This window comes from Bacillus infantis, from assembly GCF_020171945.1.
GTDB classification, from domain to species: Bacteria; Bacillota; Bacilli; order Bacillales; family Cytobacillaceae; genus Bacillus_AB; species Bacillus_AB infantis_A.
This window is the reverse complement of record NZ_JAIVAP010000015.1, coordinates 63,959-81,266: the sequence shown is the minus strand read 5'-3', so window position 1 is coordinate 81,266 and position 17,308 is coordinate 63,959. Positions and strand designations below refer to the sequence as shown.

Annotated in this window: 18 protein-coding genes and 1 riboswitch; of the genes, 14 read left to right on the top strand and 4 right to left on the bottom strand. The window is 46.5% G+C overall.

Annotated features, from left to right (window positions below; genetic code table 11):
• Positions 1–80 precede the first annotated feature (80 nt).
• The 7 genes from LCM00_RS18270 to LCM00_RS18235 all read left to right on the top strand — a co-directional run bounded on the left by LCM00_RS18270 (position 81) and on the right by LCM00_RS18235 (position 7,827).
• Positions 81–1,430: a bifunctional metallophosphatase/5'-nucleotidase gene (locus LCM00_RS18270; protein WP_318247628.1), complete on the top strand. Its 1,350-nt coding sequence runs from the start codon at positions 81–83 to the stop codon at positions 1,428–1,430.
• A gap of 68 nt (positions 1,431–1,498) precedes the next feature.
• Entirely contained in the window at positions 1,499–1,798 is a 300-nt protein-coding gene (locus LCM00_RS18265) for a YunC family protein (RefSeq protein ID WP_404802178.1), read from the top strand.
• A gap of 182 nt (positions 1,799–1,980) precedes the next feature.
• Positions 1,981–3,087 carry an HD-GYP domain-containing protein gene (locus LCM00_RS18260; RefSeq protein WP_224904749.1) on the top strand — a complete coding sequence of 369 codons (1,107 nt, stop codon included), beginning with the start codon at positions 1,981–1,983 and terminating at the stop codon, positions 3,085–3,087.
• A gap of 60 nt (positions 3,088–3,147) precedes the next feature.
• The gene (gene yunB, locus LCM00_RS18255; RefSeq protein ID WP_224904747.1) at positions 3,148–3,897 is read left to right on the top strand and encodes a sporulation protein YunB; all 750 of its coding nucleotides are present in this window, start codon (positions 3,148–3,150) and stop codon (positions 3,895–3,897) included.
• Positions 3,898–3,962: 65 nt separating this feature from the next.
• Positions 3,963–4,166: riboswitch (Lysine riboswitch) on the top strand.
• 142 nt (positions 4,167–4,308) lie between these two features.
• Positions 4,309–5,883: a Na+/H+ antiporter NhaC family protein gene (locus tag LCM00_RS18245; protein ID WP_224904742.1), complete on the top strand. Its 1,575-nt coding sequence runs from the start codon at positions 4,309–4,311 to the stop codon at positions 5,881–5,883.
• 328 nt (positions 5,884–6,211) lie between these two features.
• On the top strand, positions 6,212–7,723 hold the full coding sequence (locus LCM00_RS18240) for a sodium-dependent transporter (RefSeq protein ID WP_224904740.1): 1,512 nt from the start codon (positions 6,212–6,214) through the stop codon (positions 7,721–7,723).
• A complete protein-coding gene (locus LCM00_RS18235) occupies positions 7,723–7,827 on the top strand; it encodes a methionine/alanine import family NSS transporter small subunit (RefSeq protein WP_224904738.1) in 105 nt (34 codons plus the stop codon). The genes LCM00_RS18240 and LCM00_RS18235 overlap by 1 nt, the downstream gene beginning before the upstream one ends.
• Positions 7,828–7,892: 65 nt before the next feature.
• Here the strand turns inward: LCM00_RS18235 and LCM00_RS18230 are convergent, their stop codons facing one another.
• Positions 7,893–8,885 (bottom strand): M23 family metallopeptidase, encoded by a 993-nt coding sequence (locus tag LCM00_RS18230; RefSeq protein ID WP_224904736.1) that lies wholly within the window; start codon positions 8,883–8,885, stop codon positions 7,893–7,895.
• 188 nt (positions 8,886–9,073) lie between these two features.
• Between LCM00_RS18230 and lipA the strand changes: the two genes are divergently transcribed.
• Positions 9,074–9,994: a lipoyl synthase gene (gene lipA, locus LCM00_RS18225; protein ID WP_224904734.1), complete on the top strand. Its 921-nt coding sequence runs from the start codon at positions 9,074–9,076 to the stop codon at positions 9,992–9,994.
• A 230-nt stretch (positions 9,995–10,224) separates the two neighbouring features.
• On the opposite strand, the gene LCM00_RS18220 is transcribed toward lipA, so the two are convergent.
• Positions 10,225–10,923 carry a YhcN/YlaJ family sporulation lipoprotein gene (locus tag LCM00_RS18220; RefSeq protein WP_224904733.1) on the bottom strand — a complete coding sequence of 233 codons (699 nt, stop codon included), beginning with the start codon at positions 10,921–10,923 and terminating at the stop codon, positions 10,225–10,227.
• Positions 10,924–11,034: 111 nt separating this feature from the next.
• Between LCM00_RS18220 and LCM00_RS18215 the strand changes: the two genes are divergently transcribed.
• Positions 11,035–11,310, top strand: coding sequence for a YutD family protein (locus tag LCM00_RS18215; RefSeq protein ID WP_009791458.1), 276 nt, complete (start codon positions 11,035–11,037; stop codon positions 11,308–11,310).
• A 30-nt stretch (positions 11,311–11,340) separates the two neighbouring features.
• On the opposite strand, the gene LCM00_RS18210 is transcribed toward LCM00_RS18215, so the two are convergent.
• Together LCM00_RS18210 and LCM00_RS18205 are read right to left on the bottom strand one after the other, a co-directional pair.
• Positions 11,341–11,631 (bottom strand): cytosolic protein, encoded by a 291-nt coding sequence (locus LCM00_RS18210; RefSeq protein WP_224904731.1) that lies wholly within the window; start codon positions 11,629–11,631, stop codon positions 11,341–11,343.
• Positions 11,632–11,700: 69 nt separating this feature from the next.
• Positions 11,701–11,967: a DUF3055 domain-containing protein gene (locus LCM00_RS18205; RefSeq protein WP_224904729.1), complete on the bottom strand. Its 267-nt coding sequence runs from the start codon at positions 11,965–11,967 to the stop codon at positions 11,701–11,703.
• Positions 11,968–12,125: 158 nt separating this feature from the next.
• Here LCM00_RS18205 and LCM00_RS18200 point away from each other — a divergent pair, with 158 nt between their 5' ends.
• From LCM00_RS18200 to LCM00_RS18180, 5 genes are all read left to right on the top strand, one after another.
• On the top strand, positions 12,126–13,439 hold the full coding sequence (locus LCM00_RS18200; RefSeq protein WP_224904727.1) for an EAL domain-containing protein: 1,314 nt from the start codon (positions 12,126–12,128) through the stop codon (positions 13,437–13,439).
• A gap of 25 nt (positions 13,440–13,464) precedes the next feature.
• Entirely contained in the window at positions 13,465–13,902 is a 438-nt protein-coding gene (hepT, locus tag LCM00_RS18195; protein WP_224904725.1) for a type VII toxin-antitoxin system HepT family RNase toxin, read from the top strand.
• 196 nt (positions 13,903–14,098) lie between these two features.
• Complete coding sequence (locus LCM00_RS18190) at positions 14,099–14,863, top strand: TIGR01457 family HAD-type hydrolase (protein WP_224904723.1); 765 nt, start codon at positions 14,099–14,101, stop codon at positions 14,861–14,863.
• Between the two features lie 168 nt (positions 14,864–15,031).
• Entirely contained in the window at positions 15,032–16,261 is a 1,230-nt protein-coding gene (locus LCM00_RS18185; protein ID WP_224904721.1) for a S1C family serine protease, read from the top strand.
• A 68-nt stretch (positions 16,262–16,329) separates the two neighbouring features.
• Entirely contained in the window at positions 16,330–17,211 is an 882-nt protein-coding gene (locus tag LCM00_RS18180) for a peptidylprolyl isomerase (protein ID WP_224904719.1), read from the top strand.
• The last annotated feature ends 97 nt before the right edge of the window (positions 17,212–17,308 follow it).

Sequence of the window (17,308 nt, the reverse complement as noted above, 5' to 3'; positions counted from 1 at the left end):
AAGACTCTGCCTCCCCGTTGTAAGCCGTCTGCTGGCCGGTCTGCATTGGCCTGATGGGAAAAGGAAAGAAGGTTTCATGCTTGAAAGAAGTTATCCATATTTACCATACAAATGATTTGCACAGCCATTTTAGCCGCTGGCCGAGGATTCACCGGCTCCTGACAGAAAGACGCAAATGGCATGAGGAGGCAGGAGAAGATTTCTTCTTTTTCGATATCGGCGACCATGCCGACCGCTGGCATCCGCTTACTGAGGCTACTGGCGGGAAGTGCAATACAGAGCTTCTTAATGAGGCAGGCTGCACTGCTGCTGCCATCGGCAACAATGAAGGAATCACTCTCCCTTTTGACTCTCTGGACACACTCTATGAGAAAGCGGCTTTTGATGTCATTACAGCAAACCTTTTTTACAAAGATGGCAGGAGGCCCGGCTGGGTCAAGCCATACGCAGTTTATGAGACTGTAAGCGGATTAAGGGTGGCTGCTGTCGGTGTAACAGCAAACTATCAACATTTCTATGATCTGCTCGGCTGGAAGCTGACAGACCCCTTCGAAGAGCTTAGAAAGGTGCTTCCAGAGGCAAGGGAGCAGGCCGATATCATCGTCATCCTGTCACATCTTGGCATCCATGATGATGAAAGGCTGGCGGCTGAATTTCCTGAAGCTGATGTAATTCTTGGCGGCCATACCCATCATATTCTGCATGAAGGGAAAATGGTGGAAGGCTCCCTGCTGGCAGCAGCCGGCAAGCACGGGTTTTATGCCGGTCATGTCATGCTGGAAATAGACACGGAAACGAATACAGCCATCGGCAAAAAGGCTCAGCTGTATGACACAAATGGACTGCCCCCGGCCGTTAATGAGGAACTGATCATTGAGGAGCTCTACCGCAAGGGAAAAAGTCTGCTTGATGTACCGGCAGCAGCTTTGCCAAACGGCGGCATCCGCAAAAAGCAGCTTGCTGTTCTCCTGTGTGATGCACTGCTGGAAAAGTGCGGGGCGGATGCTGCCCTCCTTAATGAAGGCTTGATCCTCGAGGGACTGGAAAAGAATGAGGCAACGCTGTATGATCTCCACAGAATCTGCCCCCATCCGATCAATCCATGTAAAGTGATGCTGACCGGGGCCGAGCTGAAGGAAGTGCTTATTCATGCCAAGAGTGATGAGTGGGAGCATTTACAGGTCAAAGGACTTGGTTTCCGCGGGACCCTCATGGGAAAAATGATCAGCGCCGGGATAGAAATGGATTCTTCCGGAAATGTGGAAATAGGCGGGCAGGCGCTCGACAGTGAGAAAAGCTATTCCCTCGCCATCCCGGACATGTTTACATTCGGCCCCTTTTTTCCTGAGATCCGCAGGGCTGCCAGCAAGGAATATTTCTTTCCCGATTTCCTCCGGCATCTGCTGGAATGGAAGCTGCAGCATCAATAATGTGTTTTGGCACCTTTTCCTTTTGCTGACATAATCTGTTTATGAAGCGAAAGGAGTGGATACTTTTGATGGAACTGTCGCCTGTCATCATTGACGGCCATACCTTTTTAAGCGTATCCGTTCAGCTGCCGAAAACGACCCTGCTCGCAGTTTCGAGCGAAAAGGGCTATATTATGTGCGGAGCGCTGGACGTCGCCCTGCTCAATGAAAAGCTGAAGGACCGGAAAGTGATTGCCGGAAGGGCTGTTGGTGTCCGCACGATCGAGCAGCTCCTGGAGGCACCGCTGGAATCGGTCACCTTTGAGGCTGAAGAACTTGGAATCCATAAAGGCATGATCGGCAAGAACGCCCTGCTGAAAATGCTGTAGAGAGCCAGCCGCACCAGGCGGCTCTTTTTTTTGCCTTAAAGGAGCAATCCACTTCAAATAGAAGCTTTAGAAATTCCCTTATGCAAAGATTACCATTATCAGTCGTATTTTGTAGAATTTTCTACTATAATGTGGGTAGGATGAAGGACGTAAAATGAGACAGAAATGATTGGAGCTTTTATATGAGATTAGTAGCTACCTCATCAGTACATCCGGGGGCCATTCTTGCAAAAGCTATTGTAAGCGACAAAGGGGTCGTGCTTGTCAGCGACGGAGTGGCGCTTTCGGAAAAACTGCTTGCAAGGCTCGGGGACCTTGGTGTCACCTATATATATGTAAAGGACCCGAGGACGGACGATATAGAATCAGGCAGCTCGATCGATGCGGCGATGAAGAGGAAAGCGGTTTCTGCAATTGAAGAAACGTTCACCCAGATCAAGAAAGGGGACAAGCTGTCAGACTCGATCATTATTGAAAAATCTTCGAAAAGCTTTAAACAGATCATCAGGGATCTGGTGCAGCAGATTAATGATAATAAAGATTTGTTTGGCATATTGGCGGACGTATGTACATATGACAGTTATATTTTCTCCCATTCGCTGAATGTGACGCTCTATTCACTGGCGATCGGCATAGAGCTGAAGCTGAAGCCGCAGGAGCTGGATATGCTGGGGATCGGGGCTATTCTCCATGATGTCGGCAAAATGAAGGTGCCAACTGATATTCTCTTCAAGACAGGTAAACTGACAGAAGACGAATTCACTGAAATACAGAAGCATGCAGAAGCCGGCTTTGAAATATTGCGCAAAGTACATACATTGCCTCTGCTTGCTGCCCACTGTGCGTATCAGCATCATGAGCGGCTGAATGGAAGCGGCTACCCAAGAAGGCTGGTGGAAGATGAAATCCATCTGTTTGCCAAAATCATTGCCGTTGCTGATGTATTCGATGCCGTTACCTCCAACCGTGTTTACAGGGGGGCCATGCTGCCGCATGAGGGGCTCGAAATATTGTATGCAGGCTCAGGGAAACAATTTGATACAGCTGTGGTAGAAGCTTTCCGGCGCTCTGTGGCTGTGTATCCTTCCGGGATGATGATCCATTTGAATGACGGCAGGTCAGGAGTGGTGGTCCGCCAGAATAAAGGGGTGTCAGACAGGCCAGTCGTCCGCATCCTTGAAAAAGAGGGCCTTCCGGTTGAACCATTCGATCTCGACTTGTCAGAAGAGCTTACCGTGATTGTCACCGGCTGTGAAATGCGGATGCCTGAAACAGCAAATAAAATCTAACTTTTTCTGCTAGTTCCCCCCTTTGCAGCATACATATAGCTTGTAAAGGGGGGATTTGCTTTGGCTAAATTCGGCGGCCGGCTCCCAAGGAAAGGCCCGCTTCCTTTCCGGTATGTTTTTCTGCTGACTTTTGTGTTTTTTATGTTCTCGACCGCAGCCGGAATATGGATCATCAATAAAGGGCTTGAACCTACCCTGATGAGCTACGCTGACTCTCAGACGAGGAAAATTGCATCGCTGGTCATTAACAATGCCATCAACAAAAAAATCACCAATGTAATGGACCTTGAGGAGATGTTTGTTAAAAGCGGCGATGGTTCTGTCATCACCATCAATACCGAAAAGCTAAACCGTGTGAAGGCAGAGGTTACGGAACTGGTTCAGGACAATATCAAAAAGTCTGAACAGGGAGACCTCTCATCACTGGAATCATTCACCGACATAGAAATTGAAACAAAAGGCTCAAAATCAGAAAATGGGATCATTTATTATGTGCCATTGGGCCAGGCAACCAAAAATGCCCTTTTGGGGAACCTCGGGCCCCGTATCCCGGTCAAATTCAACTCTGTGGGATCGGTAACCTCAAATTTTATCACCAAAAGAGAAGATCACGGAATCAATAATGTATACGTGGAAGTGCTTGTCCGCCTGGATGTCCAGGTACAGATTATCATTCCGTTTGCCACCAAAATCATCACTGTGCAGGAGGATGTCCCGGTCGCAATAGGAATCATTCCGGGAGATGTGCCCCAATTCTATAACGGGGGCGGCGGTGATTCTGCTCCTTCTATTGAGCTGCCTGCTAATTAATGGATTTGCCAAAAAGAAGGGTGCCTGTTATAGTATTATAGAAATTAATATGACCTTATCATATCCGGTGGGGTAGAGGTGCAAAATTCAAGAGTAAGATGTGCGAGGATGACAACGTTGACCGCATCAGAAAGGGAATTTTTGCCGAAGCAATTGAAATGTGTCCGCATTCCATTGCTGGGGCTGCTTTGAAGAAGGGCAGCACTGTCATTATAAAGGCAAAGCGTGATTATGCTGGATAAGCCTTATAATGGGGAGCTACAGATCGTGATGGAGAAACCTATTACTTAGAAAGAGTAATGATGGATTTTCTATCATTGCTCTTTTTTTATTGTCTTCAGCGCACAGCAGCCGAACGGCATCTTCGTCTGGAAGTTCCCCCCTGTCATCATCCAAGGAGGAGGAGAGAAATTGGCAAACACGATATTTTCACTGTTGCCACCGCTTGTGGCGATTTTAATGGTCGTTTTGACAAGAAGGGTATTATTATCTTTAGGAGTCGGGATTATAACCGCTGCCTTCCTGCTTGCCGACTTTGGCATCGGGAAAACATTGAGCATCATCTGGGAGGCCGTTAAAGGTATTTTTGCTGCTGATGGCGCACTGAATACCTGGAATGTATATATTATTTTGTTTCTGCTGGTTCTTGGCATCATTACCGCTTTTATAAATATCTCGGGAGGAAGCCGCGCGTTTGGGGAATGGGCGATGAAACGGGTGAAGACCCGGGCTGGCGCCCAGCTTGTCGGAGCAGTGCTTGGCATCATTATTTTCATAGATGATTATTTCAATGCGCTGGCTGTCGGCCAGATCTCACGGCCGATAACGGACCGCCATAAAGTTTCAAGGGCAAAGCTTGCGTATCTAATCGATTCTACATCTGCTCCGGTGTGTGTTGTTTCCCCTGTTTCGAGCTGGGGCGCCTATATCATTGCCCTTATCGGGACAATTCTTGCCGGTCATGGGGTGACAGAGTACTCGGCATTCTCAGCTTTCATGCAGATGGTTCCGATGAACCTGTATGTATGGACAGCTCTTGCCATGGTATTCCTTGTGGCATGGAGAAATATCCAAATCGGGCCGATGAAAGCCCATGAAGAGCGGGCTGTAAAAGAAGGGCTCGTCCTGGATCCTGAAAAGCCTGCCCCAGGGGAGCTGAAGGATGATCTTCCAACAAGCACAACCGGGTCAGTCGGCGATCTTGTCTGGCCGATCCTTGCATTGATCATTGGGACCGTCGGAGCAATGATCTGGACTGGATACACAGCAGTCGAGGGAAGTGCAACCATCCTGAAGATCTTCGAAAATACTGACGTAGCAAAATCCCTTATCATCGGAAGCCTAATCGGGCTTGCTCTAACACTGCTGCTGTTCCTTCGCCAGGCTGTCGTACTGAAGGGCGTAAGTGCAGGTGTATTCGGAAAAGGGATCTGGGAAGGAATTAAATCCATGCTTCCTGCCGTCTATATCCTGATCTTTGCCTGGGCGATCGTTGATCTGATCGGCCAGCTGGAAACCGGGACTTATCTTGCAGGTGTTGTGGAAAACAGCAATATCAGCCTTTCCCTGCTGCCAATCATATTGTTTGTGATTGCAGGGATCATGGCATTCAGTACAGGAACATCATGGGGCTCCTTCGGCATTCTGCTTCCGATTGCCGGCGATGTTGTGGCAGCGACCGATATCTCGCTCCTTCTGCCTGCAATGGCAGCCGTATTGGCCGGAGCGGTATTCGGGGACCACTGCTCCCCTATTTCAGATACAACAATCCTTTCATCCACAGGGGCCGGCTGCAACCATATCGACCATGTGCTGACACAGCTGCCGTATGCACTTATATCAGCGCTGATTGCGGCTGTGGGATACCTGGTGATCGGATTTACCGGAAGCACTATTTTTGCTTTGATTTCTGTGGCAGTTCTTTTAGCTGCCTTTGCCTTCATTGCGGGGCACGGGCAGGGAAAATCTGCTGAATTAACGGATTGATGATGAGAGGCATCCCTCAGAGGGAGCCTCTTTTTTAATGGCTTGAAAGAATAATCTGAAGAACGATTTATATGAAAAACGCCAGAATTTTATGGATAGTCTATCCGGTGGGGGAATATTAGTATATTAAGGAGGTGGATGGGCATTAAGGGGCTTGGAAGTTATTATTTAAAAATAATAATTTTCTAAAAATAAAGCTTTGACACCGCAGGGAAATGTGGCTATACTATGTTTAGATTATACTAAAAAATCAGAAAATATAAAAGTTTCCAACTCTTGAGACATGCTTTTCAAAAGAATTGGAAATGAAACGGGGGTAAATAGAATTATGGATAATCGTCCTCAATGGGGAACGAGAGCAGGTTTCATTATGGCAGCTGTCGGATCAGCAATCGGGCTGGGGAATATATGGAGATTCCCTGCGGTAGCTTATGATAATGGAGGAGGAGCTTTCTTCTTTCCTTATCTGTTTGCACTTCTGACAGCAGGGATACCGATTCTCATCCTCGAATTTACACTTGGCCATAAGTACCGCGGCTCTGCTCCGCTTACTTATGCAAGGCTGAGCAAAAAGTATGAATGGCTCGGCTGGTGGCAGGTAGCAGTATCCTTTGTCATCTCTACCTATTATGCGGTCATCATTGCGTGGGCCATGTCTTTTGCAGGCTTCTCCTTCAACCAGAATTGGGGAGATGACCCGAATGGCTTCTTTTTCGGAGAATACCTTAAGCTTTCAGATGCACCGGGCTCCATAAGCACTATCGTCCCAGGCGTATTCTTCCCATTGCTCCTTGTATGGCTCATCACTCTTGGAGTTTTGTTTAAAGGGGTTAAAAAGGGAATAGAAGCAGCGAACAAAATCTTTATTCCGGCACTTGTTATCTTATTCTTAATTATAGTTGTTCGCGCGCTGACTCTTGACGGAGCTGTCCAGGGGCTTGATGCCTTCTTCAAGCCGGATTGGAGCAAGATTGCAGACCCTGGTGTCTGGGTGGCCGCATATGGCCAGATCTTCTTCAGCTTATCAATCGGATTTGCGATCATGATTACGTATTCCAGCTATCTGCCAAAGAAGACGGATCTGACAAACAGTGCATTCATCACTGGATTTGCAAATTCCGGGTTTGAGCTTCTCGCCGGGATCGGCGTCTTTGCAGCTCTAGGTTTCATGGCTGCACAGCAGGGCGTGCCAATCAATGAGGTTGTCAGTTCCGGAGTAGGCCTTGCTTTCGTGGTATTCCCGCAGATCATTAGTGAATTCCCTGCTTTAAACGGGCTGTTTGGCTTCTTCTTCTTCCTATGCCTGGTCCTTGCAGGTCTTACATCACTAATCTCAATCGTGGAAACTTTTGTCGCCGGTGTACAGGATAAGTTCAAAGTGTCCCGTACAAAAGCAGTATTATTCGGAGGCGGGGCTTCTGCCATCATTTCGGTACTGTTTGCGACAGACAGCGGGCTCTATTTCCTTGATGCAGCTGATTACTTCATCAACCAGTTCGGCGTAGCTCTTGCAGGCCTTGTAGAGGTTGTCGTGATTGCCTGGGTGCTGAGGGAGCTGAAAAGCATCCAGTCGCATGCAGACAGCGTCTCAGATATCCTGCTCGGCGCATGGTGGAGAATCTGTCTGACTGTTATCACACCGCTGATTCTTGGCTATATGATGATTCAGAATATCTACACTAATATCAAGGACAATTACGAGGGCTACCCGACAGGCTTTATCATTTATTCAGGGTGGGCAGTCGCGGTCGGCGCCATTGTACTCGGATTTATCTTCATGGCATTCAAGTGGGATAAAGATACCATTTCTGTCCCTGATAAGAAGGGGGTTTCTCAATAATGTCCGGTAGTGCAATTACAATGATGATCGTTGGGATGCTTATTATCTGGGGAGGGCTTGCTGCAAGTATTTCCTTTGCAGTTTCAAAAGCAAAAAAATCATAATAGCAAAGGCTGCCGAATCTGCTTCGGCAGCCTTATTTATTAACCAGCAAGATGCTTACAGGCTTTTATTTCTTTTTCCGGGATTGGATCTTATCCTGCCTCTCCCACAGCCTTAGATGCGGATAAGGATCATAGGACCATTCCGTATACCCGTTGTCTTTGTACATCCCGTAATGAAGATGCGGCGGGAATTTCCCTGATGTTCCCGGAGGGCCATAGCCGGAGCTGCCTACGCCGCCTATCAGCATGCCTGGTTCAACAATCTGCCCTGCTTTCAGATCCTTGGCAAAGCCGCTCAAATGCGCAAAATAATGATAGTTATTATTGATATCTCGAATGCCTATTCTCCAGCCGCCATATTTGTTCCAGCCTTTCATTTCTATAATGCCGTAGCTGGTGGCCCTTACAGGGACGCCGTAGTCGGCAAAAATATCTGTACCTTCATGAATCCTTCTGCCTCCCCAGCCCCTTGCATCGCCCCAGGTATTTTTGTAGCTGTGATTGCTTCTGAACGGAACGGGAAATGCATGACCGTCCAGGTCCAGCCGGCCGAAGTGTTTATAGATCTCAGCATGCCCGATGATGATCCCGACGGTTTTATCCCGTTTATAATAATCCCATAACCCGATTTTTATATTGTCATGGTCAACTCCATAGGAAAGAAGGAAGTGGGCAAAAGCATAAATGACATCCTGGTCATCCTTTAATGAAGCCTTGCCATCACCATTCCCATCGACTCCAATGCCTTCGAAAAATTGGATGGAAGCAGGATTATCATCCTCCAGATTGGGGTTTAAGAGGCCCGCCCACTCTTCCGGCTTAAAATAAATGCCTGTCAGTCCCTCTGCTTTCGGGAGGTCCCGGCGCGCCTTGCGGATGCTGCGCTCATACTGGTCGACAGCCGCCAAATAATACCACGGTACATTGGTGATGGCCTCTGTATTTCTGTATAATTGCATTCTTTTGCTGTAAATCTCCGCCAGATCCGGGCTTTCAGCCGCATCTGTCCTGGCCGGATAAAGGGAGAACAGCAGCAGAAGGGTCAAAAGTATGCGCATGGAAACCTTCCTTTCGGTCTTGTTTGCAGTTTAGTTTGTGAAAGATAGCGGCATTTCATCTATATCAATTAATGGTAATGATGAGAGGAATGGCTTGTTCTGCCTTCTTCATTATGTTAAAGTGACATCATGAAGTCTAAATCAGTCCGGTTTTCTGGGGACAAGATTGAATGGATGGAGTGGGAATAGTGAGCCAAAAAGAAGAACATATCCGTAAGCCTGAATGGCTGAAAATAAAATTAAATACAAATGAAAATTACAATGGCCTCAAAAAAATGATGAGGGAAAAAAACCTTCATACCGTCTGTGAAGAAGCGAAATGTCCGAATATCCATGAATGCTGGGCAGTCAGAAGAACGGCAACATTCATGATCCTGGGTGGCGTATGCACACGTGCATGCCGTTTTTGTGCGGTTAAAACAGGCCTTCCAAATGAGCTGGACTTACAGGAGCCAGAAAGAGTGGCAGACTCTGTTGCCTTGATGAACCTTAAGCATGCAGTTGTTACAGCCGTAGCAAGGGATGACCTGAAGGATGGAGGGGCAGCTGTATTCGCTGAAACTGTAAGGGCAATCCGACGCAAGAGCCCGTTCACAAGCATCGAGGTGCTGCCATCAGATATGGGCGGTGTTTATGAAAACCTTAAAATGCTGATGGATGCCCGCCCGGATATCCTGAACCATAATATTGAAACAGTTGAAAGGCTGACTCCAAGAGTCCGTGCACGTGCTACATATAAGCGCTCATTGGAATTCCTGAAGCGCGCCAAAGAAATGCAGCCGGATATTCCGACAAAGTCCAGTCTGATGATCGGCCTTGGCGAAACAAAAGAAGAAATCATCGCAACCATGGATGACCTTCGTGCCCATGATGTAGATATCATGACAATCGGCCAGTATCTGCAGCCTACCAAGAAGCACATAAAAGTCCAGAAGTACTACCACCCGGATGAATTCCAGGAGCTGAAGGAAATCGCCATGAGCAAAGGCTTCAGCCATTGTGAGGCTGGCCCTCTTGTACGCTCTTCCTACCATGCCGATGAGCAGGTCAATGCTGCAGCAAAGCAGAAGCAGCTAATGGGCGAGGAGCAAAGCGTCCAGCAAGCTTAAAGCGGGAAAATAATTAGAGCATACTAAAAAGAGTTCAGCTCCTGCTGAACTCTTTTTTTCAAAAATAAGAAAGTTTATTTTTTCTACTTTGATTACTGTCCAGCTCCAGCGCCTACCCCCTCGAGGTCACAAGCCAAACCTCCCAAAAAGGCAAAGAACGCCTTTTCGGGAGGATTGTCTTGTGCTTGTCGGGGGTGACCAAGGCGCTTGCGCTTTTCTGAGTCATACCATTATTTCATTTGAGGGCTGCTGCCCTTTTTTGCTTTCTTTTTGTCCAAAGCTTCGCTAATATCGTCATGATCAGTATCGTCATTCATTTCACCCTGGGCTTCACCATTTTCATTTTCGCCAGAGGACATTTTTCTGCCCTGCGGGGACTGGAGCATTTCTTTGATCGTTTCATTGATGGCATATTCCATGTTGCGGCTGTCTGCATCCATGGTCGCATAGTTTTCCACATTTTTGCGTAAGTTGGTATTGTCAGAAACGTATACATGGTACCAGCGCGGTATGACGGACATGGCCATTTTTTTCACCTGGTCTGCTGTTTCAGCACGGTCCTTTGAATCTGTATCATATACGAGCAGGACTTCTTCATCCGTTACAAGAGCTGATACATCATCAACATTAGGGACATCTGTGCAATATTTGGCAATGATATCGGCAACCTGCTCCCTGTTGATGGCAGCGTAATGGTCATTGGAAGAGTTGTCTCCCGGTATCGGACTTCTTTGGTGGCGGACATAGCCAAAGCTTTCGCTCATATTATTGCCGCGCCTGTAATTCTGGTTATACAATTCAGGCCGCTGATCATTCACGTTGATCGTATTGCCGCTTTCCTCATACATTTCATCCTTGGAGGAAAAATTCTGGCAGGCAGCAAGAGCTGAAAGGCTGCAAAGACCTGCAATTATGATGGACTTCTTCAATTAAAACACCCCCTTATTACTATCATGACCATGTGTATACTTTTTTTTCTTAGTAATTGATGGGGAATCAGTTATAATTTAAGTAGCAGGAAGACATGAGAGGTGATATACATGGTTTGCATAAATAATATCTGTTATGAGCTGATTGAAGAGAGGACAGATGGTTTTAATGAAGAGGCCTTCCGCGGAAGGTACAGCGAGATCCTTACAAAGTATGATTATATTGTGGGGGACTGGGGCTATGGGCAGCTGAGGCTCAGGGGCTTTTTTGACGACCAGAACCAGAAAGCCACTTTTGATACGAAGATAAGCACGCTGACTGAATATCTTTATGAATATTGCAATTTTGGGTGCCCATACTTTGTTGTTAAAAAGATAAAAGCCTGACAAGAGCCGCTGAACGGCTCTTGTTTTGCCTTATTTTGACGTATATGGCGGCTCTTCATTCTTATCTGGATCATCATGGGTCGGATGGGCACCCTCCATCTGCCTGGGGAGGTTTTGATGGAAGGATTTGAACTCATAATTAAAGGCGCTGTAATAGCGCTGGCCCTCGCGCCATGGAGTGCTTTTATTCTCAACAGGCTTATCCTTCCCTCTCGGGGAGCCATAAGGACCTTCCGGAAGCGTCTCAGGCACAAGGAAATTGCGCTGTGTCTCCACATTCGAAAAGTCAGTATAAGTTTCTTTTTCTTTATCATCGCTCATTCTATCACCTCTTGCCTAGTATCTGCATTCCTTTACAAGATATAAGTGGCAAGCTGGCATTTAAGGGCATTAAACCATTTCATATAAGAAGGAGCGCAGTTCTTCCGCATCTTCTTCAGACAGCTTGAAGGCATATTCAAGATATCCTTCTTCTTTCAGGTCATCAGGTCCTATGATGGCAAAGCGGCTGCCCTGAATATCAAGAACAAGCTGCTTTCCATAATAGCGGGACGACTGGATAATCGCCAAATCAAAACGCTGATTTTCCCCCATAAAACTGACGAATCTCGTTTTCGTTTCTTCTAAATCATCATATAAAAAAAATCTTTCGGACATCCTGCCGATTCCTCCTTAAGCTTTCTTATTAACCTTATCTTATCAGAAGCTCCCCCCTTGAAGTACTGTGATTTTATTCTATTTTGCCGAAATGAAAAAACGAATTCTGAGAAATTATGGTACAATAGATTCATGAAAAATGCCGACTCCTGAGAGGAATGAGACAAATGGTCCATAAAAGCAGACAAAAGCTCCGCAATTTCTTCAACTGGGGAAAAATTGTATTCCCGCTATCCAGCATCCGTTATTATCCTCCCCAGTTTATCCTTAGGGACCCGATCATCCAGGGGGTTAAACGGGCATTCCGTAAAGGATCTGAGGTAGCTGTCGCGGTCTTTACAATCAAGAATCTGAGAGAGATTTCCGACCAGCTTGGACAAACCGGCTATTTTGCTTACATATCAAGCATCAAAAGGGAGTTCTGCCATACAATCCAGGACGAATTGAAGGAAGAGGAGGTCATTCTCCTTCATGACCATTACAGCGACGGACTTACTCTTTTCATTGAAGTAGGGCATGAGCGCTATTGCATTTCGGAGATTGAGGGGATCATGAAAAAAATCCTCAGGGAATCAGAACGGAATCTCCTGCTGAGCCATCCGGCAGTCAATCCCCAGATTGAAACCGGATACATGTTTATTGAGAAAAAGCATTATTCTATAGAAGAGGCTGTACTGAAGGCCCATCAGCAGGCACTAGCCATGGCGGAAAAAAGGGTGCAGTCCGATTTCAATGAAATGCTGTACAGCATGAGCAAAATCGTCGCCAAGAAAGAGATCCGCCTTCTCGCCCAGCCTATCCTTGATGTAGCTACAAAGGAAGTAAAGGCATGGGAGATGCTGACTCGCGGTCCGGAGGGGACCCCGCTTGAAAATCCGCTTCAGCTCTTTTCAGTCGCAAGGCAGACAGGCATGCTTTATGACCTTGAAATGATCGTGATGGAAAAAATAATTGAACAGATTGAGACGACAGGCTGCCAGCAGGATATTTTCATAAACTTCACCCCGATCACCCTGGGCAATCAGCTTTTTGTCAGGGATATCAAAAAGCTGCTTGCCAGGCATAAAGCAATCAGTCCGCGCCAGATGACAATCGAGGTGACTGAAAGGGATTCAATTGAAGGAATGGAGTATTTTATTTACAATATAAAGGTACTCAGGACTTTGGGATTCCGGATTGCCATCGATGATACAGGAGCAGGATATGCCAGCCTGAACTCCATTACGGAAATCATGCCGGACATCATCAAGATCGACCGTTCCGTCATTCAGAATATCGACAAAAATACGGTGAAGGAATCCATGCTTAAAGGGCTGCTCCTGGTGGCAAAAGAAACCGGCTCCCTGGTGGTGGCAGAAGGTATTGAAAGCGAAGAAGAGGCAATTGTCCTTTTCCGCAATAAAGTGGACCTGGCGCAGGGGTATTTTTATGCCCGGCCTGATCTGCTTCAGAAAGGCCTGTTGTCATCATAGGGGCCAATTGAAAGGATGAACCTTTATGTATTTTGTGGACAGGGAAAAGATTGAAGAGATACTCGTATTTTTTGAAAAGCAAACTGCCCTTTTCGAGGGAAAGGACAATTGGGACAGCGAGATTGAACAGGCAGCACTGGAGCGTGTATCCCATCTTTTGATTGAAGCGATCCTTGATGTCGGCAATAGCATGATAGACGGCTTTATCATGAGGGATCCGGGCAGCTATGAAGATATCGTGGATATCCTTGAAGATGAAAAAGTAATCTCAAGCGAGATGGCAGGCAGCTATAAAGCGATCATCCAATACCGCAAGGAGCTTGTCCAAAACTATACAAGCATCGATCATGCGGAGCTGCAGAAGGCTTTTGCTGATAATCTGGAGGATATTAAAAAATTTGCCCCTGCTGTAAGGTCCTATATCCTTAATGAGCTTGGACCGGTATCGGCTTTCAAGAACTGACCGGAGGAAGCTGAATCCTTTGGAGGGAAAAAGCTTTTCCTATATACTTGAAGTCAGGACCTTATGGATTTGGCCTTGGCAGAATAATATGCTAGTCAAAAAAGGCTCTTGGAAGAGGGCTTTTTTTGCATTTTTATTTTTAAACAGGGGCAAAACAAATTATGAATGAGGCAATTACAGGCAGGAGTTGGATATTTTGAAGGATTATAAAGGCTATTTAATTGATTTGGATGGGACTATGTACCGCGGAACTGAACTGATCCAGGAAGCCGCTGATTTCGTCAAGAAGCTTAAAGAAAGAAGCATTCCTTATCTGTTCGTGACCAATAACTCTTCCCGCACTCCCCAGCAGGTTGCTGCGAAGCTGAGGGATTTTGACATCCCTGCTGAAGAAGAGCAGGTCTTTACGACAAGCATGGCAACAGCAAGCTACATTGCAGAAGAAAAGAAGGGTGCCTCTGTGTATGTCATCGGAGAAGAAGGGATCCGCACCGCGATTGAAGATGAAGGCCTTTCATTTGCAGATGAAGATGCCGATTATGTGGTTGTGGGGATCGACCGTTCAATCAACTATGAGAAGCTTGCCATCGGATGCCTGGCAGTGCGCAGGGGAGCAAAATTCATCTCCACCAATGGCGATATCGCACTCCCAACAGAAAGAGGCTTCCTTCCGGGCAACGGATCCATCACCTCTGTAATCACCGTTTCGACTCAAACCGAACCGCTGTTCATCGGCAAGCCGGAATCAATCATCATGGAGCAGGCATTAAAGGTAATAGGCACCAGCAAAGAAGAGACATTGATGGTTGGCGACAACTATGATACCGACATCCTGGCAGGCATGAATGCAGGGATGGATACCCTTCTTGTCCATACAGGCGTTACTACAAAGGAACTGCTCGAAGGTTATAAAGAGAAGCCGACATATGTCATGGATTCGCTCGACCAATGGAAGCTTTAATATAGACTTAAAAAGAATGGGCTGCAGAAATTCTGCGGTCTTTTTTTGTGCCTGAATTCTTCCCATATTCTTCTGTATCCCTTCCCAATTTGGTAACAGTTTGGTCATATTTGCCCGGTAATATAAAAAATAAGCAAAAGCTTAATCAACATATTAGGAGGATTCAGAATGATGGATTCCAGCAATAAATATAACCATGAAGAAACTAAACCAAAGCAAAGGAAGGGCAAGGGGATATTATCAGTTGTTGCTGCCGGGGTGGTCGGCTCCGCTCTGACATTATATGCGGCTCCTTATACTGATTATATTAGGGATCAATTCCCTCAGGCAGCCGCAAGCCAGGACGTTACAGGAGGACAGGCATCCAGCTCGGCTAATGCCAACAATACGGGCATCATTCCTGAGCAGACAAGTGCTCATACAGACGGCTCTCTTGCTGATATAGTCGAAGGTGCATCAAAAGCGATTGTCGGAATCGTAAAGTCGGAGAATCGGACCAATCAATTTTCAAACACCAGTCAGACGGTAGAAAGCGGTTCAGGCTCAGGTGTAATATTTAAAAAAGAGAATGGAAGCGCCTATATCCTGACAAATAACCATGTTGTCGAGGGGGCCAGCAAGATTGATATTTCCCTTCATGACGGCCAGAAAACAACGGCTGAGCTGGTTGGGGCAGATGCACTGACAGATTTGGCTGTGTTAAGGATGGATGATAAGTATGCCGATAACCTGCTGGGCTTTGGCGATTCTTCCAAGCTGAGGCCTGGTGATCAGGTGCTCGCGATAGGAAACCCGCTCGGACTCGACCTTTCAAGAACAGTCACACAGGGAATTGTCAGTGCGGTGAACCGCTCAATCTCTGTTGATACCTCTGCCGGCAGCTGGGATATGAATGTCATCCAGACTGATGCAGCAATCAATCCGGGGAACAGCGGCGGGGCACTGATAAATACTGCAGGTGAAGTAATCGGCATCAACAGTCTGAAAATCTCCGAAAGCGGGGTAGAAGGCCTTGGTTTCGCCATTCCTTCAAATGATCTTCAGCCAATCGTGAAGGAAATCATGGCAAATGGAAAAGTAGAGCGCCCTTATGCAGGGGTCGGTCTTGCCGGTCTTCAGGAAGTTCCCCAAGGATATCTGCAAAACCTGCCGCAGAATGTTTCTGAAGGAGCATTCATTGCCAATATAGATCCTGAATCTGCGGCAGCCAAGGCAGGCCTGAAAACGGGGGACGTGATTGTTTCCATTAATGATACAGAGGTTGGCAGTCCGGATGACTTTAGGAAATATTTGTATACCGAGCTGAAAACGGGTGATAAAGCAGAGCTGTCACTTTACCGAAATGGGGAAAAAATGAATATAACAATGGAATTGGGGACTAAAACAATTACAGATTAAAAGGGAGCATAGATCCCTCACCGGCCTATGCCGGCGTACATTTTAAATAACAGACTGGAAAGGAAGTTATGATGGGGTTTTTAACAAAGAAAATCGGGTTAGGGATATTGGTGCTTATTTTGGCAGCTGCAGGTACTGCTGCCTTCTTTTTTTCGAAGGAGCCGGCCGTAGCAAGTGTGGGCGGCGAAGATATTCAGAAAGAAGAGCTTTACAGCCTGCTGGTCAAGCAATATGGAAATGAGGCTCTGGATGCGCTTGTAACGGACAAGATCATTGAAATGGAAGCAAAGAAGGAAAAAATAACAATAAGCGACAAGGAGAAAGAAGATGAGCTGAAAGATCTGAAAGAATCATATGGCGGCGAGGAGGGCTTCAAAGCTGCCCTTGAGCAGAGCGGTGTTACAGAAGCCGGCATAGCAGAGGATATTGAAAAATACTTGAAAACAGAAAAGCTTCTTGAGCCGCGGATAGATTTAAAAGAAGAGGAGATTAAAGCTTATTTTGATGAAAATAAAGACCAGTTTGCCCAGCAGGAGCAGGTAAAGGCAAGCCATATCCTTGTAGAAGATGAAGCGGCAGCAAAAGAAGTCAAATCCAAGCTGGACAAAGGAGAGAATTTTGCTGATCTGGCAAAAGAATACTCGACCGATGCTTCCAATGCCGAATCAGGCGGCGAGCTTGGCTATTTCGGAAAGGGAGAGATGGAGGCCGCGTTTGAGGAAGCTGCGTTCTCATTGAAAGCAAATGAAATAAGCGGGCCGGTCAAAACCGATTACGGATACCATATCATCAAAGTAGAAGATAAAAAGGAAGCAAAAGAGGCTGTATACGAAGACAGCAAAGAAGCAGCAAAAAAGGCGCTGTTTGACGAAAGGATGCAGACTGAGTACTACAACTGGCTTGAAGAGAAAAAGGAAGAATATAAAATCGAGAAAAATATGAATGCCTAAGATTTGGACCAGCCTTCCCCCTAATATCTGGACAATAGACAACAGCAAAGCGAAAGAGCTTGGATTCCGATTTGGGATATAAGGCAGTGACTGTCCG